21 protein-coding genes are annotated in these 17,675 nt (G+C 56.1%); 9 read left to right on the plus strand and 12 right to left on the minus strand.

Features of this window, described 5'->3' with window-relative positions:
- Positions 1-13: 13 nt before the first annotated feature.
- Positions 14-649, minus strand: a complete 636-nt coding sequence (locus DAI21_RS16975) for a carbonic anhydrase (protein ID WP_100780429.1) — start codon at positions 647-649, stop codon at positions 14-16.
- A 72-nt stretch (positions 650-721) separates the two neighbouring features.
- Positions 722-1,513: an MBL fold metallo-hydrolase gene (locus tag DAI21_RS16980; RefSeq protein ID WP_107703710.1), complete on the minus strand. Its 792-nt coding sequence runs from the start codon at positions 1,511-1,513 to the stop codon at positions 722-724.
- A 126-nt stretch (positions 1,514-1,639) separates the two neighbouring features.
- On the opposite strand from DAI21_RS16980, the gene DAI21_RS16985 reads away from it, so the two are divergent.
- Positions 1,640-1,780, plus strand: coding sequence for a hypothetical protein (locus tag DAI21_RS16985; RefSeq protein ID WP_095281773.1), 141 nt, complete (start codon positions 1,640-1,642; stop codon positions 1,778-1,780).
- A 66-nt stretch (positions 1,781-1,846) separates the two neighbouring features.
- On the opposite strand, the gene DAI21_RS16990 is transcribed toward DAI21_RS16985, so the two are convergent.
- The 4 genes from DAI21_RS16990 to DAI21_RS23080 form a co-directional block, all read right to left on the minus strand.
- On the minus strand, positions 1,847-2,326 hold the full coding sequence (locus DAI21_RS16990) for a heme-binding protein (protein ID WP_107703711.1): 480 nt from the start codon (positions 2,324-2,326) through the stop codon (positions 1,847-1,849).
- A gap of 88 nt (positions 2,327-2,414) precedes the next feature.
- The gene (locus DAI21_RS16995) at positions 2,415-3,026 is read right to left on the minus strand and encodes a response regulator transcription factor (protein ID WP_107703712.1); all 612 of its coding nucleotides are present in this window, start codon (positions 3,024-3,026) and stop codon (positions 2,415-2,417) included.
- Positions 3,019-4,347 carry a sensor histidine kinase gene (locus tag DAI21_RS17000; RefSeq protein ID WP_107703713.1) on the minus strand — a complete coding sequence of 443 codons (1,329 nt, stop codon included), beginning with the start codon at positions 4,345-4,347 and terminating at the stop codon, positions 3,019-3,021. The genes DAI21_RS16995 and DAI21_RS17000 overlap by 8 nt, the downstream gene beginning before the upstream one ends.
- Positions 4,348-4,477: 130 nt before the next feature.
- Positions 4,478-4,642 carry a hypothetical protein gene (locus DAI21_RS23080; protein WP_164971748.1) on the minus strand — a complete coding sequence of 55 codons (165 nt, stop codon included), beginning with the start codon at positions 4,640-4,642 and terminating at the stop codon, positions 4,478-4,480.
- 244 nt (positions 4,643-4,886) lie between these two features.
- Between DAI21_RS23080 and DAI21_RS17005 the strand changes: the two genes are divergently transcribed.
- From DAI21_RS17005 to DAI21_RS17020, 4 genes are read left to right on the plus strand one after another with little or no spacing between them, the layout of a single operon-like run.
- The gene (locus DAI21_RS17005; protein WP_107703714.1) at positions 4,887-5,717 is read left to right on the plus strand and encodes an ABC transporter substrate-binding protein; all 831 of its coding nucleotides are present in this window, start codon (positions 4,887-4,889) and stop codon (positions 5,715-5,717) included.
- A gap of 1 nt (position 5,718) precedes the next feature.
- Positions 5,719-6,534: an amino acid ABC transporter ATP-binding protein gene (locus tag DAI21_RS17010; protein ID WP_107703715.1), complete on the plus strand. Its 816-nt coding sequence runs from the start codon at positions 5,719-5,721 to the stop codon at positions 6,532-6,534.
- The gene (locus tag DAI21_RS17015; protein ID WP_107703716.1) at positions 6,534-7,307 is read left to right on the plus strand and encodes an amino acid ABC transporter permease; all 774 of its coding nucleotides are present in this window, start codon (positions 6,534-6,536) and stop codon (positions 7,305-7,307) included. The genes DAI21_RS17010 and DAI21_RS17015 overlap by 1 nt, the downstream gene beginning before the upstream one ends.
- Positions 7,304-7,990, plus strand: a complete 687-nt coding sequence (locus DAI21_RS17020; protein WP_107703717.1) for an amino acid ABC transporter permease — start codon at positions 7,304-7,306, stop codon at positions 7,988-7,990. Before DAI21_RS17015 ends, DAI21_RS17020 begins: the two co-directional genes overlap by 4 nt.
- Here the strand turns inward: DAI21_RS17020 and fumD are convergent.
- The 4 genes from fumD to DAI21_RS17040 form a co-directional block, all read right to left on the minus strand.
- Positions 7,971-8,180 carry a fumarate hydratase FumD gene (gene fumD / locus DAI21_RS17025; protein WP_014069945.1) on the minus strand — a complete coding sequence of 70 codons (210 nt, stop codon included), beginning with the start codon at positions 8,178-8,180 and terminating at the stop codon, positions 7,971-7,973. The genes DAI21_RS17020 and fumD overlap by 20 nt on opposite strands.
- Before the next feature lie 105 nt (positions 8,181-8,285).
- Positions 8,286-9,098 carry a MetQ/NlpA family ABC transporter substrate-binding protein gene (locus DAI21_RS17030; RefSeq protein ID WP_006174916.1) on the minus strand — a complete coding sequence of 271 codons (813 nt, stop codon included), beginning with the start codon at positions 9,096-9,098 and terminating at the stop codon, positions 8,286-8,288.
- A 20-nt stretch (positions 9,099-9,118) separates the two neighbouring features.
- Positions 9,119-9,787 carry a methionine ABC transporter permease gene (locus tag DAI21_RS17035; protein WP_100780438.1) on the minus strand — a complete coding sequence of 223 codons (669 nt, stop codon included), beginning with the start codon at positions 9,785-9,787 and terminating at the stop codon, positions 9,119-9,121.
- Positions 9,780-10,802, minus strand: coding sequence for a methionine ABC transporter ATP-binding protein (locus DAI21_RS17040; protein WP_107703718.1), 1,023 nt, complete (start codon positions 10,800-10,802; stop codon positions 9,780-9,782). The genes DAI21_RS17035 and DAI21_RS17040 overlap by 8 nt, the downstream gene beginning before the upstream one ends.
- Positions 10,803-11,201: 399 nt before the next feature.
- Here DAI21_RS17040 and DAI21_RS17045 point away from each other — a divergent pair, with 399 nt between their 5' ends.
- From DAI21_RS17045 to DAI21_RS17060, 4 genes are all read left to right on the plus strand, one after another.
- Positions 11,202-12,572 (plus strand): cystathionine beta-synthase, encoded by a 1,371-nt coding sequence (locus DAI21_RS17045; protein WP_100780440.1) that lies wholly within the window; start codon positions 11,202-11,204, stop codon positions 12,570-12,572.
- A 12-nt stretch (positions 12,573-12,584) separates the two neighbouring features.
- Positions 12,585-13,730 (plus strand): PLP-dependent aspartate aminotransferase family protein, encoded by a 1,146-nt coding sequence (locus DAI21_RS17050; RefSeq protein ID WP_107703719.1) that lies wholly within the window; start codon positions 12,585-12,587, stop codon positions 13,728-13,730.
- Between the two features lie 378 nt (positions 13,731-14,108).
- Entirely contained in the window at positions 14,109-15,530 is a 1,422-nt protein-coding gene (pykF, locus tag DAI21_RS17055; protein ID WP_100780441.1) for a pyruvate kinase PykF, read from the plus strand.
- Positions 15,531-15,838: 308 nt separating this feature from the next.
- Complete coding sequence (locus tag DAI21_RS17060) at positions 15,839-16,075, plus strand: major outer membrane lipoprotein (RefSeq protein ID WP_095281761.1); 237 nt, start codon at positions 15,839-15,841, stop codon at positions 16,073-16,075.
- Between the two features lie 59 nt (positions 16,076-16,134).
- Here DAI21_RS17060 and DAI21_RS17065 read toward each other — a convergent pair whose 3' ends face one another.
- Together DAI21_RS17065 and sufE are read right to left on the minus strand one after the other, a co-directional pair.
- Positions 16,135-17,154, minus strand: a complete 1,020-nt coding sequence (locus DAI21_RS17065) for a L,D-transpeptidase family protein (RefSeq protein WP_100780442.1) — start codon at positions 17,152-17,154, stop codon at positions 16,135-16,137.
- 97 nt (positions 17,155-17,251) lie between these two features.
- A complete protein-coding gene (gene sufE / locus DAI21_RS17070; protein WP_100780443.1) occupies positions 17,252-17,668 on the minus strand; it encodes a cysteine desulfuration protein SufE in 417 nt (138 codons plus the stop codon).
- Positions 17,669-17,675 lie beyond the last annotated feature (7 nt).

Genomic DNA, 17,675 nt, shown 5'->3' on the forward strand with positions numbered 1-17,675 from the left:
CGCCCTGAAAGCGTTATTCGAAGTAGACCTGAGGGTTGTCAGACAGGGAGATAAAGGTTTTGCTCTCTTTATCCAGCGCGAGGATCTCGCCGCTTTCGATGTCATACACCCAGCCGTGCAGGCGGATGGCGTTATTGCGCAGCCCCACCGCCACCGATGGATGGGTTTTGATGTTGCTCAGCTGGGCAAACACGTTCTCCTGCACCATGCCATTCACTTTATCAGTCGGGGTGGCCCAGGTTTTCTTTTCCACCACGGCTTTGGCCGCATCGGAATAGCGCAGCCAGTGGGACACCGCAGGCATCGGGTCCAGATTCGCATTGTCGGCAATCGCCTTCATCGCACCGCAGTTGGAGTGGCCGCAAATCACAATATCGGTCACGCCCAGCGCCACCACCGCATACTCAATCGTCGCAGAGACACCGCCTGGCTCAGGGCCAAACGGCGGCACAATGTTGCCAGCATTTCGAATGACAAAGAGCTGTCCAGGTTCCTGCTGCGTCACCAGTTCGGGGACCAGACGGCTGTCTGAGCAGGAGATAAAAAGCGCTTTGGGATTCTGGCTGGACGCTAAACTGCGGAAGAGTTCTTTACGTTGCGGGAAAATCTCTTTTTGAAAGCTGAGAAAACCTTCAATGATATGTTGCATAGCAATGTCTCTTTTATCTGTTTTAGTTTAGGCATGATCGCGATCACGCTTGTGAAGTTTACCCACCGCGCTTTACTTCATACAAGAAATATATTTCTGCCCTGATTGCATGACGATGTCGTGTGCGTTTTCGGTGATGTTTTGTCCTTCAAAGGCGCCGTACAGCCGCTGGAACGGGACCTCCCGCAGTCGATCGGTTATCGCACTGACCGCCGCCCCCGGCAGAGGAAGCATATTCGGGTAGCTCCACATAAACGACACCCGATCCGCGCCGGGCGTCACCTGCAAAATATCCCCGGCAAGCAGGACGCCGCTACCGTTATCCCAGTGCAACACCGTTCCGCCCGCAAAATGGCCGCCCAGACGCAGCAGCCGCACGCCGGGTAGCAGATCCTGAGTTTCCCCCTCCCAGAAGCGCAGCGCCGGGCTGTCGCGCATCACCCATTCCCGGTCGCTGGCATGGAGATAAACCGGCGCGTCAAACGCCACCGCCCAGTCCTGCATGGTGGTGTAGTAATGGGGATGGGAGATTGCAATGGCGTGCAGCCCGCCCAACGCGTCAATCAGCGTGCGGGTGGCAGGGTCCAGCGTGGCGATGCAATCCCACAGGATATTGCCGTGCGGTGTAGTCAGCAGGATCGCACGCTGGTTGATGGCAAATTTGGGTACGGTTTTAAGGCTTAGCAGGCCTGGCTCAAGCTGCTGCCATTTGTTGGTGTGGCTGGCGACAACGGTGTCAAAATCCACCCACTGTTGCCCGCCAACGGGAACATACTGGCGCTCGTCTTCACAAATCGCGCAGCGCTCCACGGCGCCCGTGGTGGTGTCATAGGATGTCCCGCAGGTTTTGCACAGTGTGATCATTTCCCCTCCTCTCAGCCGTCAGAGAAAGAGTATGGCAGGGATTGGCGTTACGTGCGGTGAGGTACTTTCACCGACTTTTTTATCCTATACTCTGCCAACAGCAAAACTGAACTCAGCAGGTAAATAATGGAAATTGATCTCGATAATCTGGTGTTTAACGGTCTGGAAGAGGCGCAAGAGCGCAACGCGGAACGTCTGGAAGATGCAGACAAGAAAGCGCAGGCGGTTGTTGCCGACGATGATTGCGGCGATGCCTGCAAGATCTGACAGTCAAGGCCGGGTGGCGGCTTCGCCCTACCCGGCTTTTTTAACGTCTACACCGTAGAGCGTTTGTTACTTTTTCACACTGTCCAGCGCCTGCTGTGCACAGGCTTCATCTAACTGACCACCCGGCGCACCGCCGATACCGATTGCACCAATCACCTCGTCGCCCTCTTTCACCGGCAAACCACCTGCCAGCAGCAAGAAGCCTGGAACGTCACGCATATTCTGCGCGCCCGCGTTGCTTTGTGCGGCTTCCATCACCTTGCCGGAGGCATTTTTGGTGCTGAGCGCGGTAAACGCCTTCATCTCACTGGCTTTTACCGTATGCGGACCGGCGTTATCGGTGCGCTGCACGGCTTTCACCACGCCTGCACGATCCACTACCGTCACGCTGACCTGGTAATTTTTGGCGCTACAGGCCTGAATCGCCGCGCTCGCCAGGGCATTTGCCTGAGTGAGAGAGATATTTTTCTGCGTCAGGGTTTCTGCCTGCGCGGATACCGACATCATTCCTGCCACCAGCGCGGCTACCGTCATTAACGTTTTCATCGCAATTCCTCGAATGTGGGAGACAACACGATGCTATCGGGATGATCGGTTAAGCGGTATTCGGTTGATTACGCAGCCCGCCTGGTAGTTATACGGATTGCAATTTGTCGTATTCGCGGATGGCCTGCACCAGACTGCTCACGCCGAGCTTGGCAAACAGGGCCGCGCGGTGCGCTTCAACGGTTCTGGGTGATAAATTCAGGCGCGCCGCCACCTCTTTATTGCTGCGCCCCTCCATCAGTTCGCAAAGCACTTCGTGCTCCCGCGCCGTCAATTGTTCAAACAGCGCTTTCACCCGCCTCACCTCCTGCCAGTGGGTCGTGCGGCGCTGGCTCTCCTCAAATGCGCGAGCGAGGGTTTCGATAAGCTTATCGGCATCCAGCGGCTTGGTGAAAAACTCGAAAACCCTTTGATGAAACGCCCGACGGCAGGCATCAACGGTGCCGTGCCCGGTCATGACGATCACCGGCAGCAGCGGCCACGGCCACGCCCCCTCTTCCAACCAGGTCAGCCCACCTTTGCCCGGCATGCGCATATCCAGCAGCAGACAGCCCGCGAGCGCCCGGTCGTTGCTATACCTTTCGGTAAACGCCTCGATGCTGGCAAAGGTTTTCACCTCCCAGTGCATGCCCGAGAGAAGAAAGGCCATTGACTCTCTGATGGCGGCGTCGTCATCAATCAAATAGACCACATTACCCATGTGCGGCTCCGTTACCCGGTTCCAGTTGCAACACGATCTGCGCCCCGCCCTCCGGCGTGTTAGCGAGCGCGATCGTGCCATTCATGCGCATCATTAGCGATTCCGTGAGCGTCATCCCGAGACCAATCCCCTTTTCTCTGCCGCTGTAGAACGGCATAAACGCCTTCTCCAGCGCCTCCGGGCTGAACCCCGCCCCGCCGTCGGTCATGATAATTTCGATGACCCTGTTTTTACGCTGGCTGGTGATGTGTACCCAGCCGCGCGCATTCTCCTGCTGGGCTTGTATGGCATTGCTGAGCAGGTTGTGTAACACCTGCTCCAGCCAAAGCCTGTCGGCCAGCACGGTGGCGGCGTCGGCCGTGAAAGCGTGGCTGACGGTGATGTGCTCCGATTTGCGCTCATGCTCAAGCAAATTCACTACATGCTGCCAGCATTGGGCTAAATCTATCTCGCTGAGCGTGACTTTTTCCTGCACCACGTGTTCACGAAAGCGCGCCAGCAGTTCGCCGATGCGCTGAGTCTGAATCAGCGCCGCGCCGAGCGCATGGCCCACCGCCTGCGGATTCTCCTGCGCCAGCTGTCGCTGCGCCCCCTGAATCCAGGTCTGCGCCGCCGTCAGCGGCTGATTGATTTCATGCACAATGCCGGCGGTGATCTCGCCGAGCGTATTCAGCCGCGCGTGCTGATAATACCAGGCTCGCTGCTCGGCGTTTTGCCGCTGCAAGCGTTGCCAGAGCACACCGCTCCCTGCTGCAACGATGGCCGCCCAGCCGACAAACAGCAGCGGGAATAGCGCCCAGGAGATTTGCAGCCAGTGCGGTTCAGCATCCGCCGTCAGGGTAAAGGGCTGCGTATGCTGAGGGAATGCCCGCTGCCAGTGCCAGAACGCCGTCGATGAGGGATGCGCATCGGCTGCTGACAGGCTGATAGTGAGATGGGAAAAACGGTGCGTGGCGGCGAGCAGCGGACGCAGATCGATCCGCACCCGGATCTGCCGCCACGGATTGTACAGCCAGTACTGGTCGTCACGGAGCGGCTCAACGCGAGCAGCATCCAGCGCACGGCCCGCTGTTTTTTCCAGGGCCAGAATGTGGGGGAATTTTTTGCGCAGCGCCGTCAGATCTTCATCGCCATTGAGCAGGGGCAAAACAGATTCGTTTTGCGTCAGCACCGCGCTGATGGCGGAAAAGAGCGCGGTAAATTCACGATCGCGCTCCCAGAACTGGCGGCGGATCTGTTCGGCATACAGCAGGACGCTGCTCAGCAGGCAGACGATTATCCACACCACCAGGGCACGCCGGATCAATTTTTGGCTGTTCATTCAGTCTTCAGGCGAGGTGATTTTTGCCTTAGACCTTAGCAGGTTGACGGATTAAGAACAAAAAAAAGCCGATACGTTCAGGTATCGGCTGCACAGCTCGTTCCAGTAGGTCATGCGCGTGTGGCGCAGCTCAGCGTGGTGTTTTGTCATGGAACCACTCCGGGTCGATGTTAGCGACGTCGACGCCGTACAGACTGGCGATCGGCAGCACCGATTCAATAACACGTTGCGCGCTGTTCTCCGTCTCTGATTTGGCGACAAAAAACCGCCGTAACGTATTCACCCAGTTTTGCATGGTCCCACTCCTCTCGATGGCGTCTGAACTCAGTTAACCCCCAAACTGGACTTAACGGAAATACCAATATCAGCTGACTATTTTCAGAATTCGCAAATACATCGCCTCTCGTCACTTACCCGTAACACCCTGTTCACTAATACCTTTTTGCATATAGCAAAGAACATTTTCTTATTTGGCGATAGATAACGCTTATGGGAGCGTATCCGGACAAAACAAAAACAACGGGATACTTGAGGGAACTATGGCTACACATAAAAAGCACTATCACACACTCGCACTGGCACTTGGTTTACTGACCACAGGCGGCCTTTTATCGACCCAGGCGCAGGCCGATCAGCTGGCGGATATCAAAGCCGCTGGCGTGGTGAAAGTCGCCACGTTTGATGCCAACCCGCCGTTCGGCTCCATCGATGCCAAAACGCACGATATCGTTGGCTATGACGTCGATTTCGCCAAAGCGCTGGCCAAAAAACTTGGCGTGAAGCTGGAACTGGTCGCCACGAATCCGGCGAACCGCATTCCGCTGCTGCAGTCGGGGAAAGCCGATCTGATCGTCGCCGACATCACTATCACTCCGGAGCGTGCTCAGGTGATTGATTTCTCCACGCCCTATTTCGTGACCGGTCAGCAGTTCCTGGTTCCGGCAAAATCGGCGGATAAACTGGATGATTACAGCAAAGCGCGCATCGGCGCGGTGAAAGGCACCACCGGCGAGCAGGCGCTGCACCAGCGTTTCCCGCAATCCCGCGTGCTCTCTTACGACGATATTCCGCTGGCCTTAACCGCCCTGCGCAACGGTAACGTGCAGGCGATTACCCAGGACAGCACCATTCTGGCCGGTTTACTGGCCCAGGCGCCAGATAAAGCCGATTTTAAAATCCTGCCGGATTTGCTCAGTAAAGAGGAGATCGGGGTGGGAGTGAAGAAAGGCGAAACCGCGCTGTTGAACGTGGTGAATGACGAGCTGGTGAATCTTGAGAAAACCGGCGACGCCGCCAAAATTTATGACGTCTGGTTTGGCCCACAAACCGCCTCACCTCAGCCTCGCGCCTTTAAAATAGAAGCCCAGTAATATGCTCTCAGCGCTTTTTTCACGCTCCGCGGCCCGTGCCGCGGATTTTTCACATCTGGAGCAGGCAAGCGTTGAGTTCCGCGATGTGGTCAAACGTTACGGCGATCATCAGGTGCTGAAAGGCATTTCACTTCGCATTGATCCGGGGGAAGTGGTGGCGATTCTGGGGCCGTCCGGTTCCGGAAAGTCCACGCTGATTCGCCTCATCAATCAGCTAGAGTCCCTCAACGGCGGCGAGATCCTGATTGACGACAAACCCACCCGCAAGCTGACCGGCCCCGCCCTGCGCCAGCTTCGCAGCCGGGTGGGATTTGTGTTCCAGCAATTTAACCTTTACGCCCATCTGACCGCCAGCCAGAACATCAGTCTGGCGCTCGAGCATGTTCACGGCTGGAAAGCGCCGCAGGCGCAGGAGCGTGCCCTGACGCTGCTGGAGAAAGTCGGAATGGTGGAGAAAGCCAGCCACTACCCGACCGAGCTTTCCGGCGGGCAGCAGCAGCGCGTGGCCATTGCCCGAGCGCTGGCCTCATCGCCGCAAATTATCCTGTTCGATGAGCCAACATCGGCCCTTGACCCGGAGATGATTGGTGAGGTTCTGCAGGTAATGAAGGCTCTCGCCCACAGCGGGATTACGATGATTGTGGTAACGCACGAGATGCAGTTTGCCCGCGAAATCGCCGACCGGGTGGTGTTCATCGACGGTGGACAGATTCTGGAGACCGCCCCGCCGGAGCAGTTTTTCCGTCATCCTGAACATCCTCGCGCCCGCCAGTTCCTGCAAAAGGTGCTGAACCCGCTGCATCAGGAGCCATCCTGATGCCCGCCCTCGACTGGCAAGGGGTACTGACCGGACAGCCCTTGCAGTGGATTTTAACCGGCTTTCTGACCACCCTGTGGGTGACGCTCGCGGGGATGATCATCGCCAGCATCTTCGCCGTTCTGCTTTTGCTTCTCCGTCTGGCGGGCGGGAAAACGGGGAACGCTCTCGTGGCGGCATGGGTCTCTCTGTTTCGCAATACGCCGTTACTGGTGCAGCTATTGTTCTGGTATTTCGCGGCCTGGAACGGGCTGCCGCAGGCACTTCGCAATTTCATCAACGCCGATCACAGCTGGTCGATTCTGCCGGGGAATGTCTGGTGGTTTACACCGGAGTTTCTCTGTTCCGCGTGGGGGCTGGGCGTGTTTACCTCCGCGTTCTTAATCGAGGAGATCGCCTCGGGATTGCAGGCAGTGCCATCGGGGCAGCGACAGGCGGCGCTGGCGCAGGGGTTCTCCTCCTGGCGACTGTTCCGCTACATCCTGCTGCCTCAGGGGCTGGCAAACGCCTGGCAGCCGGTGGTCGGGCAGTATTTGAACTTAATGAAACTCTCCTCTCTTGCCAGCGGCATCGGCTTTGCCGAGCTGACCTATCAGGTGCGCCAGATTGAGAGCTATAACGCCCACGCGCTGGAAGCTTTTACCGTAGGCACCGTGCTGTATCTGCTGACGGGCGTGTTGCTGGGGCTGCTGCTGGTGAGGCTTGGGCCGTCCACAAAACGCCGCCCGCGTGCGCGTCATGCGGCTATCAACGCCGGGAGGGAACACGCATGATCGCCGGGCTGAATGTCATTATCGATAACCTGGATTATCTGCTCTGGGGACGGATGTCCGCCGGTCAGCCTGGCGGGGTGTTGCTGACGCTGCTGATGGCGCTGGGAGCGGCCGTGCTGGCGCTGCCGGGCGGCATTGCGCTCGCGGCACTCGCCTGGCGGTTTCCGGGCGTCGTGCGTAACACGCTGTTTTTATGGGCCGAGCTGATTCGCGGTATCCCGCTGATCTTCGTGATTTTCTGGATGTGGTATTTACTGCCGCTTTTAACGGGTGGCGATCTCCCCGGCGCGTTGACCGTAACCCTGGCGCTGGCGTGGTTTACCGCGGCCGCCGTGATGCACTCCGTGCTGGCCGGGCTGAGGGCATTGCCGGACGGGCAATTTGAGGCGGCGTTAACTCAGGGATTTGGTACGCAGCAGACGCTGTGGCTGATCCTGCTGCCGCAGGTGTTGCGCAATATTCTGCCGTCTCTGCTGGGGATTTTTATCAGCCTGCTGAAAGACACGTCGCTGGCTTTTATTGTCAATGTGCCGGAACTGACCACCGTTGCCGGCCAGGTGAACAACCGGGTGCAGATTTACCCGGCGGCCATTTTTATCTTTACCGGCGTGGTCTATTACCTGCTCTGCTGCTCGCTTGAGCAGATCGCTAAACGCTGGCGTTTCACCCCGCCAGCGCTTTAACCACCGTTTCCATCGCTTGCGTTGTCAGTTCACTGCGTTTCACGCGCTGGTTCGCCAGCGCGGTACGCAGCACGCCCGCAATGACGATATGCTTAGGCTCCTGCCCTAAATCCCGCATCTCAAGAACGACCTTCCCCACTACCCGGCACATTTCCTGATAAAGCGCGTCGTCTTTGGTCACATTGCCCATTGCTACCACTCCATTGCTTTAAAGGAGTAGCTTAAATGATTAACAGAATGGATACAAAAAAAGCCCGGCGATCGCTCGCCGGGCCTGGGTCTTTTATCCAGGGGATTAGTTGTTTACCGGAATCACAGCGCCTTTATATTTAGTGCGGATCCAGTCCTGAATCTCTTTGGAGTGCAGCACGTCCACCAGCGCCACGATATCTTTCTTCTTCTCGTCGCCGCGATGCACGGTGATGATGTTCGCATACGGGTTGTTCTCACCGCTCTCGACCGCGATCGGGTCGTGAACCGGGTCCAGACCTGCATCAATGGCGTAGTTGGCGTTAATCACGACCGCCGCGCCTTCGTCGTTGTTATACATCTGCGGCAGCAGAGAGGCTTCGACGTTCGGCGTGAACTGCAGTTTTTTCGGGTTTTCGACAATGTCACTGATGCGCGCGGTCACTTTATCGATGCCTGGCTTCAGTTTGATCACGCCCTCTTTCTCGAAGATTGAGAGAATACGCCCCTCTTCGGAGACCGCATCACGCATGATGATTTTGCCGCCTTCCGGCAGATCTTTCAGGGATTTGTATTTTTTGGAGTAGATACCAATCGGCTCGATGTGAATCGCACCGGCACTGACGAAATCATAATCTTTGTCGCCCGCATGATCTTTCAGCACGCTGTTCAGGTAAGGAATGTGCTGGAAGTAGTTCGCGTCGATATCACGGCCTGCGAGCGCGGTGTTGGGCAGGATGTAGTCCTGGAAAGGTTTGATCTCCAGATCGATACCCTGTTTCGCCAGAATCGGCTTCGCCTGCTCCAGAATTTCCGCATGCGGGGTGTTGGACGCGCCCACGGTCAGCGTATCCGCCCAGGAGGCAAAGCTCAGGGCGCTTAGGGTTGCGGCGGCAATCAGTGTCAGTGTCTTTTTCATGATGTGGTTTCCTGTGTGTTTTATCGTTTATCTAACAGTGAAGTAATGACGTCGCCGCAGAACTGGATAATGAAAACGATGATCAAAATAGTCACCGTTGCCACCAGCGTGACATCACCGTGGTTGCGCTGGAATCCTTCCAGATAAGCCAGATTTCCCAAACCACCGGCGCCAATCACCCCCGCCATTGCGCTGTAGCTCACCAGTGCAATCAGCGTCACCGTAATGCCTGAGACCAGTGCAGGTGATGATTCCGGCAGTAAAACCCGAAAAATTAAGGTGCTCAGACGTGCGCCCATCGAACGCGTCGCCTCAATGACCCCTTTGTCCACTTCGCGCAGGGCGATCTCCACCAGACGCGCATAAAACGGTGCCGCGCCAACAATCAGCGCCGGGAGCGCGGCGTTGGCCCCCAAAATCGTCCCGACGATGGTCTTGGTGAACGGGATCAGCAGGACAATCAAAATGATGAACGGAATCGAGCGGAAAACGTTCACCACAATCGAGATGACGCTGTAGACGGTGCGGTTGTGGAACAATCCGCCGCGCGCCGTCAGGAACAGCGCCAGCCCCAGGACAATCCCCAACACAAAGGTCGCGACACCGGAGATCGCCGTCATGTAGAGCGTTTCCAGGGTGGCGGCCCACAGCTGGTCCCATTTCAGATGCGGAAAAAGCGTCTCAGCCATGTTTAATTACCTCGCCATCAATATCGCTGTGCTTCAGGTCGGCGAGGATATTGTTCAGTTGCTCTTCGGATGCGACGACGTGCACCCATAATTGGCCGAAAACGCCGTGTGCCGTTTGCGTCATTTTGCCGTGCAGAATGTTAAACGGCAGGCCGTAACGCAGGGTCAGCTCCCCGACAATCGGCTTGTGGGTGCTGTGCCCGGTGAAGGTCAGGCGGATCACCGTGCCTTCCAGCTCGTTCGCCAGTTCCGGATTAAAGGCCTCTTCTTCGGTGTACTGGCTCACCTGGCGCACAAACTGCTGGGTGATCGGTTTTTGCGGATGAGTGAAAACGCCGAGGACATCGCCCTCTTCCACCACTTTGCCGTTTTCCATCACCGCCACGCGGTCGCAGATTTTGCGCACCACGTGCATTTCGTGGGTGATCAGCACGATGGTGAGATTAAAACGACGGTTAATGTCGAGCAGCAGATCGAGGATCTGATCCGTCGTTTGCGGGTCGAGGGCGGAGGTGGCTTCATCGCACAGCAGTACGTCCGGGTTATTTGCTAGCGCACGGGCAATGCCCACGCGCTGTTTTTGCCCGCCGCTGAGCTGCGACGGATAAGCAGTCTCGCGGCCTTTCAGCCCCACCAGATCCACCAGCTCTGCAACGCGGGCGTTAATTTTGGCTTTCGGCACGCCCGCGATTTGCATTGAGAAGGCGATATTCTCCCTGACCGTACGCGACCAGAGCAGGTTGAAGTGCTGGAACACCATGCTAATTTTCAGGCGCGCCTGGCGCAGTGCTTCGCCTTTGGCCGAAGAGATCTCCTGGCCGCTGATGGTCACGCTGCCCGAGGTCGGCTTTTCCAGTCCGTTCAGCAGGCGAATCAGCGTACTTTTTCCGGCGCCGCTGTAGCCGATAATCCCGTAAATCTGCCCCTGTTCGACCGTCAAATTGACGTTATCAACGGCGGTAAGTGCCACTTTTCCGTTGTCAAAAACCTTCGAAATATTCCTGAGAACAATCATTATTTTTCGTTATCCGTTACGCATATAGCGGTTTAGCAGTATGGATGTCCAAACGATAGTAATCAGACGTTATGATGTTTTAAATGAACAAAATCGAATGTCTTATAACGCTGAGGAATATGTGGCGTGGCGACTGGGCGCAGGATGATTAGCTTATTTTCGGTAATGATTATCTGCACAATGCATATGTGGCAGCGCCTGAGGCGCAAAAACGGTCATTTTTGCCGCATTTTCTCCTTATATAGCCATCCTCACATCCAGAGCACTTTACGGCTTGCTGTCTTAACTGCCAAATCAGCCATTTATATTACTTTCCGTTCTAACAGGCAGTGAAACGTTCTTTCTTGAGGAAATTTCATAGTCCTATCATCCAGCCATGTCTCTGTTAAGGAAAAGACCATGGCGATTTATCACTCCGTGACTGAACTGATTGGCCGCACGCCGCTCATCCAGTTGCACAAGCTGGATACCGGCCTGTGCTCGCTGTTTTTAAAACTCGAAAACCAGAATCCTGGCGGCTCGATTAAGGACCGCGTGGCCCTGTCGATGATCAACGAAGCCGAGCGCAAAGGGCTGCTCGCACCGGGCGGCACCATTATTGAAGCTACGGCGGGCAATACCGGGCTGGGGCTGGCGCTGATTGCGGCACAAAAAGGCTATGCGCTGGTACTGGTGGTGCCGGACAAAATGAGCCGCGAGAAGATTTTTCATCTGCGCGCGCTGGGCGCTCAGGTGGTGCTGACGCGCTCCGACGTCAACAAAGGCCACCCGGCCTACTATCAGGACTACGCGAAGCGGCTGGCGCAGGAGATCCCCGGCAGCTTCTATATTGACCAGTTCAATAACGAGGCCAACCCGCTGGCGCACAGCACCTCTACTGCACCCGAGCTGTTTGAACAGCTGGACGGTAGGATCGACGCGATTGTGGTTGGCGTAGGGTCCGGCGGTACGCTCGGCGGGCTGCAGGCGTGGTTTGCGCAGCACTCTCCACACACGGAGTTTGTGCTGGCCGACCCGGCGGGTTCAGTGCTGGCGGATCAGGTGGAGTCGGGCCGTCACCATGACGCGGGTTCGTGGCTGGTCGAGGGGATCGGCGAAGACTTCATTCCGCCGCTGGCGCACATCGAAGGCGTGCATCAGGCCTATCGCGTCACCGACCGTGAAGCCTTCACCACCGCCCGCGACCTGCTAAAAACCGAAGGCATTCTGGCCGGCTCCTCCAGCGGCACCCTGCTGGCGGCGGCGCTGCGCTATTGCCAGGCGCAAACCACACCGAAACGGGTGGTGACCTTTGCCTGCGACAGCGGGAATAAGTACCTCTCGAAAATGTTCAACGACGACTGGATGCGCCAGCAGGGGCTGATCTCCCGCCCGCAAACCGGCGATCTCTCTGATTATATCGCCCTGCGTCACGACGAAGGCGCGACCGTTACTGCCGCCCCGGATGACACCCTGGCGACCGTGCTGGCGCGTATGCGGCTGTACGATATCTCACAGCTGCCGGTTTTAGAGAACGGTCAGGTGGTGGGCATTGTCGACGAATGGGATCTGGTCAGCCATATCGCGGGGGACGGCGAGCGTTTCGCCCTGCCCGTCACCGAGGCAATGACCCGCAACGTCGAGGTGCTCGACAAACATGCGTCTGAGAGCGCGCTGAAACCGATCTTTGACCGCGGTCTCGTGGCCGTGATTAACGACCGCGATCGCTTTCTGGGTCTGATTACGCGCAGCGATGTCCTCACTGTGTGGCGCAACCGTCTCCAACACTAAGGAATAATAATCATGAAAAACCTGGCAACCTTGAGCGTCCACAGCGGCGAGTTTAACGATCAGCACGGCGCGGTGATGCCGCCCATTTACGCCACCTCGACATTTGCGCAACCGTCTCCCGGCGAACATACGGGCTACGAGTATTCCCGCAGCGGTAACCCGACGCGCCATGCGCTGGAAACGGCGATTGCCGAGCTGGAGAGCGGAACGCGCGGCTATGCTTTTGCTTCCGGTCTGGCGGCGATCTCTACCGTGCTGGAGCTGCTGGATAAATACAGCCATATCGTCGCCATCGACGATGTCTACGGCGGCACATATCGCCTGATTGAAAACGTGCGCAAACGCAGCACGGGATTGCAGGTGAGCTGGGTGAAACCTGGCGATTTATCGGCGCTTGAAGCGGCAATCCGCCCTGACACCAAAATGATTTGGGTGGAAACCCCGACTAACCCTTTGCTGAAACTGGTGGATCTCGCGGCTATCGCAGAGATTGCGCGTCGCCATCGCATCATCAGCGTGGCGGATAATACCTTTGCCTCGCCGGTGATCCATCGTCCGCTGGAGTTGGGTTTTGATATCGTCGTCCATTCCGCGACGAAATATCTCAACGGCCACTCTGACGTGGTGGCGGGCCTGGCGGTGGTGGGCGACAACCGCGAACTCGCTGACCAGCTGGGTTATCTGCAAAACGCCGTCGGCGGCGTGCTCGACCCGTTTAGCAGCTTCCTGACCCTGCGTGGCATTCGTACCCTCGCCCTGCGGGTCGAAAAACACAGCGCCAACGCGCTGGCGATTGCGCAATGGCTGGAGCAGCATCCGGCGGTCGAAAAAGTGTGGTTCCCGTGGCTGGAATCTCATCCACATTACCAGCTGGCGCGCACGCAGATGGCCCTGCCGGGCGGGATGATTTCCGTGGTCGTCAAAGGTGATGCGCAACAGGCCACCGCGATTATCCGCAAGCTGAAACTCTTTACCCTCGCCGAGAGCCTGGGCGGCGTGGAAAGCCTGGTCAGCCAGCCCTACAGCATGACCCACGCGTCGATTCCGCTGGAGCAGCGGTTAGCCAACGGCATCGTTCCGCAGCTGATTCGTTTGTCCGTCGGGATTGAAGATGCCCACGATCTGATCGCAGACCTCGAACAAGCGCTGAAAAATTAAGCGAAATGCGGCAGACGTTCCCTCTGCCGCAACAAGATAGCGTTTAGCCTTAACGCGTTGATAACAATCTTTTGTGAAACTGCACAGAATCTTTTTGAAACACCGTTTCCATTTTCCTTTTATCTGAAAATCAGCGTATAATGCGCGCCTAATCCCTGGGTGAATGGTTTCAGCGCTTGGAATACAAAAAACAACGTACAACTTCTCCTCTCCTTCGTTGGGCCAAGACTCAGGCACACTTTCTTCTGCACGCTCATTTGATGTCACCTATCCTTAGTGCGTGTCATTTAAAATTTCGCTACACAGGTTTGACTCTGCGGCAGTGCGCCCCCGGAGCGAGATTTCCATATCCTTCCCAACTTAAAGACTAAGACTGTCATGAAAAAGACGAAAATTGTTTGCACCATCGGCCCGAAAACCGAATCTGAAGAGATGCTGAGCAAAATGCTGGACGCCGGCATGAACGTAATGCGTCTGAACTTCTCTCACGGCGACTATGCTGAACACGGCCAACGTATTCAGAACTTGCGCAACGTGATGAGCAAGACCGGTAAAAAAGCAGCGATCCTGCTGGATACCAAAGGCCCGGAAATCCGTACCATCAAACTGGAAGGCGGCAACGACGTCTCCCTGAAAGCGGGTCAGACCTTCACCTTCACGACCGACAAATCCGTTGTGGGTAACAACGAAATCGTCGCTGTGACGTACGAAGGTTTCACCACCGACCTGTCCGTTGGCAACACCGTGCTGGTGGATGACGGCCTGATCGGTATGGAAGTGACCGCTATCGAAGGCAAAAACGTTGTTTGTAAAGTGCTGAACAACGGTGACCTGGGCGAGAACAAAGGCGTTAACCTGCCAGGCGTTTCCATCGCACTGCCAGCGCTGGCTGAAAAAGACAAACAAGACCTGATCTTCGGTTGCGAGCAAGGCGTTGACTTCGTTGCAGCGTCCTTTATCCGTAAACGTTCCGACGTGACCGAAATCCGTGAGCACCTGAAAGCCCACGGCGGCGAGAAGATCCAGATCATCTCCAAAATCGAAAACCAGGAAGGCCTGAACAACTTCGACGAAATCCTCGAAGCGTCTGACGGCATCATGGTTGCTCGTGGCGATTTGGGCGTTGAAATCCCGGTTGAAGAAGTGATCTTCGCGCAGAAGATGATGATCGAGAAGTGTGTGCGTGCACGTAAAGTGGTTATCACTGCCACGCAGATGCTCGACTCTATGATCAAAAACCCACGCCCTACCCGCGCAGAAGCCGGTGACGTGGCGAACGCCATCCTCGACGGTACCGATGCAGTAATGCTGTCTGGCGAATCCGCGAAAGGTAAATACCCGCTGGAAGCCGTGACCATCATGGCCACCATCTGCGAGCGTACTGACCGCGTCATGACCAGCCGTCTGGATAACAGCAACGACAGCCGTAAACTGCGTATCACCGAAGCCGTTTGCCGTGGTGCCGTTGAAACCGCTGAGAAACTGGATGCGCCGCTGATCGTGGTGGCGACCCAGGGCGGTAAATCCGCTAAAGCCGTGCGTAAATACTTCCCGAACGCCACCATCCTGGCGCTGACCACCAACGAAACCACTGCTCGTCAGCTGGTTCTGAGCAAAGGCGTGATCCCACACCTGGTGAAAGAGATTGCGTCTACCGACGATTTCTACCGTCTGGGTAAAGAAGTGGCTCTGCAGCTGGTTGATTGTGGTCTGGCACGTAAAGGTGACGTTGTGGTGATGGTTTCTGGTGCGCTGGTACCAAGCGGAACGACCAATACGGCATCTGTTCACGTCCTGTAATCATTATCAAACGAATTGATTTGCTAAAAAAGCGCCTCCGGGCGCTTTTTTTATTTATGGCATTAGCCATGTTTATTCAAAATGCAAATCGAGTTTTTCTATTTAAGAGCGATTTATCTAAGATGAATCCGATGAAAAATGTCTTTTTTAACATAGCTTTTTCGGCAAAAGGGGCAGATTCGTTGTTTCTTTGAGCGAACGATCAAAAATAGGTGTATTCCCATCAAAAAAATATTCTCAACATAAAAAACTTTGTGTAATACTTGTAACGCTACATGGAGATTAACTCAATCTAGAGGGTATTAATAATGAATCGTACTAAACTGGTACTGGGCGCGGTAATCCTGGCTTCTACTATGCTGGCTGGTTGTTCTAGCAATGCTAAAATCGACCAACTGTCTTCTGACGTTCAGACTCTGAACGCTAAAGTTGACCAGCTGAGCAACGACGTGAACGCAATCCGTTCTGACGTTCAGGCTGCTAAAGACGACGCAGCACGCGCTAACCAGCGTCTGGACAACCAGGCTACTAAATACCGTAAGTAATAGTACCTGTTAATAAAATGGCGCACATTGTGCGCCATTTTTTTTGCCTGCTATTCGCCCTACTGCATGACGACCTCTTTCTCGCCTTCAGACACCGCGTCTGATGCGCGACTGTTCTGCACCGACAGCACCGGATTCGCCACCGAGGCGGATGGGCCGTTTCCCGCAGAGACCGCAACCGGAATACCCGCGCGGCGCGACAGCGCTTTATCAATCAGCACTTTGTCATTACCCTCCAGCGACGCAAAGGACGCAAAGCCCGCGTTATGCACGATTGGCGTGGTTTGCGGGTTCTCCCCTTCGACCTGAGCCAGCGGGCGATGTACTTCTACATAGCGTCTGCCATCGGGTTCAACGGAGAACTTCACCGGCTCGTTGATAATCTGCACGCGGGTGCCCACGCGCGCCTGAGCAAACAGCGCTTTAATGTCCGGCGCATTCATGCGCATACAGCCGGAGCTAACGCGCAGACCGACACTGTCCGGCGCGCTGGTGCCATGAATCAGATACTCCCCGTTCCCTATCCCCAGACGCAGCGCAAAGCGCCCCAGGGGGTTGTTAGGCCCTGCCGGGACCACAGGTGGCAATTTGATACCTTGCGCCAGAGAACGCGCTCTGATGCCCGGTGTAGGCGTCCAGGTTGGATTCGGGATTTTCTGGCTCACGCGCGTGGTGCTGACCGGCGTCTCCAGCCCCAACTGGCCAATGCCCAAAGGATAAACCTGAACGATATTCTCCCCCGGCGGGAAATAGTAGAGCCGCAGCTCGGCCAGATTCACCACGATGCCCTCGCGCGGCGTATCCGGCAGCAGCATTTGCGACGGAATGGTAATCACCGTCCCCGGCGCGGGATAGACCGGTGCAATCGTATTATTGGTTTCGAGGATCAGTTGCGCCGCGGTATTAAATCGACGGGCAATCGCCTGCAAATTTTTGTCCCCTTCCTGGATGGCGTAGGTTTGATTTTGACCAATAAGGCGGCTGCCCGCTGGCGGCAACGGATAATCCATCGCGCTGGCAGAATTAAGGCCACCGAAAGTGCTGAGCAGTAAAAGTGTAATTATCGACGCGCGCTTCATGCTGAGATTCCTTATTCACTGACAGAACGCCAGAAAGCCGAAAAACCAGCGAGGTGGGAGCCACCTCGCGTAACAGAATGAATGCAGTCTTTTTAGTTTAGCTAATGTTGGACGCTTTGGAGCGGATTGCGCGGATCATCGCTTCCAGCCCCTGGGATCGGGAAGGGGTTAAATGTTGCGCCAGTGACATTTTTTCAAACCACGGGCGCACGTCAAAGGCCACAATGTCCTGAGCGGACATCTGGTGATACAGGATAAACACGACGGCAACCAGCCCTTTCACAATGGCAGCATCGCTGTCGCCCTGCAATTCAATCACGCCGTCGTCGGTCTGGCGCATCACAATCCAGACCTGGCTCTGACAGCCCTGGATAATGTTCTCCGGGCTGTGTGCTGCTTCGCTGAGCGCAGGCAAACGCTGTCCCAGCTCAATGATGTACAGGTATTTCTCTTCCCAGTTGGCGCAACGGGTAAAGTTACGCAACAGTTTGTCTCTGTCCGGCAACGCGGCCATGTCTTGC

Origin of the sequence: Lelliottia sp. WB101 (genome assembly GCF_003051885.1) — a bacterium.
In the GTDB taxonomy this organism is placed as follows: domain Bacteria; phylum Pseudomonadota; class Gammaproteobacteria; order Enterobacterales; family Enterobacteriaceae; genus Enterobacter; species Enterobacter nimipressuralis.

What these genes read in the sequence shown, in the direction of transcription:
- DAI21_RS16975 (WP_100780429.1), bottom strand. Translation starts at nt 649, where the DNA reads ATGCAACATATCATTGAAGGTTTTCTCAGCTTTCAAAAAGAGATTTTC.
- DAI21_RS16980 (WP_107703710.1), bottom strand. Translation starts at nt 1,513, where the DNA reads ATGATCACACTGTGCAAAACCTGCGGGACATCCTATGACACCACCACG.
- DAI21_RS16985 (WP_095281773.1), top strand. Translation starts at nt 1,640, where the DNA reads ATGGAAATTGATCTCGATAATCTGGTGTTTAACGGTCTGGAAGAGGCG.
- DAI21_RS16990 (WP_107703711.1), bottom strand. Translation starts at nt 2,326, where the DNA reads ATGAAAACGTTAATGACGGTAGCCGCGCTGGTGGCAGGAATGATGTCG.
- DAI21_RS16995 (WP_107703712.1), bottom strand. Translation starts at nt 3,026, where the DNA reads ATGGGTAATGTGGTCTATTTGATTGATGACGACGCCGCCATCAGAGAG.
- DAI21_RS17000 (WP_107703713.1), bottom strand. Translation starts at nt 4,347, where the DNA reads ATGAACAGCCAAAAATTGATCCGGCGTGCCCTGGTGGTGTGGATAATC.
- DAI21_RS23080 (WP_164971748.1), bottom strand. Translation starts at nt 4,642, where the DNA reads ATGCAAAACTGGGTGAATACGTTACGGCGGTTTTTTGTCGCCAAATCA.
- DAI21_RS17005 (WP_107703714.1), top strand. Translation starts at nt 4,887, where the DNA reads ATGGCTACACATAAAAAGCACTATCACACACTCGCACTGGCACTTGGT.
- DAI21_RS17010 (WP_107703715.1), top strand. Translation starts at nt 5,719, where the DNA reads ATGCTCTCAGCGCTTTTTTCACGCTCCGCGGCCCGTGCCGCGGATTTT.
- DAI21_RS17015 (WP_107703716.1), top strand. Translation starts at nt 6,534, where the DNA reads ATGCCCGCCCTCGACTGGCAAGGGGTACTGACCGGACAGCCCTTGCAG.
- DAI21_RS17020 (WP_107703717.1), top strand. Translation starts at nt 7,304, where the DNA reads ATGATCGCCGGGCTGAATGTCATTATCGATAACCTGGATTATCTGCTC.
- fumD (WP_014069945.1), bottom strand. Translation starts at nt 8,180, where the DNA reads ATGGGCAATGTGACCAAAGACGACGCGCTTTATCAGGAAATGTGCCGG.
- DAI21_RS17030 (WP_006174916.1), bottom strand. Translation starts at nt 9,098, where the DNA reads ATGAAAAAGACACTGACACTGATTGCCGCCGCAACCCTAAGCGCCCTG.
- DAI21_RS17035 (WP_100780438.1), bottom strand. Translation starts at nt 9,787, where the DNA reads ATGGCTGAGACGCTTTTTCCGCATCTGAAATGGGACCAGCTGTGGGCC.
- DAI21_RS17040 (WP_107703718.1), bottom strand. Translation starts at nt 10,802, where the DNA reads ATGATTGTTCTCAGGAATATTTCGAAGGTTTTTGACAACGGAAAAGTG.
- DAI21_RS17045 (WP_100780440.1), top strand. Translation starts at nt 11,202, where the DNA reads ATGGCGATTTATCACTCCGTGACTGAACTGATTGGCCGCACGCCGCTC.
- DAI21_RS17050 (WP_107703719.1), top strand. Translation starts at nt 12,585, where the DNA reads ATGAAAAACCTGGCAACCTTGAGCGTCCACAGCGGCGAGTTTAACGAT.
- pykF (WP_100780441.1), top strand. Translation starts at nt 14,109, where the DNA reads ATGAAAAAGACGAAAATTGTTTGCACCATCGGCCCGAAAACCGAATCT.
- DAI21_RS17060 (WP_095281761.1), top strand. Translation starts at nt 15,839, where the DNA reads ATGAATCGTACTAAACTGGTACTGGGCGCGGTAATCCTGGCTTCTACT.
- DAI21_RS17065 (WP_100780442.1), bottom strand. Translation starts at nt 17,154, where the DNA reads ATGAAGCGCGCGTCGATAATTACACTTTTACTGCTCAGCACTTTCGGT.
- sufE (WP_100780443.1), bottom strand. Translation starts at nt 17,668, where the DNA reads ATGGCCGCGTTGCCGGACAGAGACAAACTGTTGCGTAACTTTACCCGT.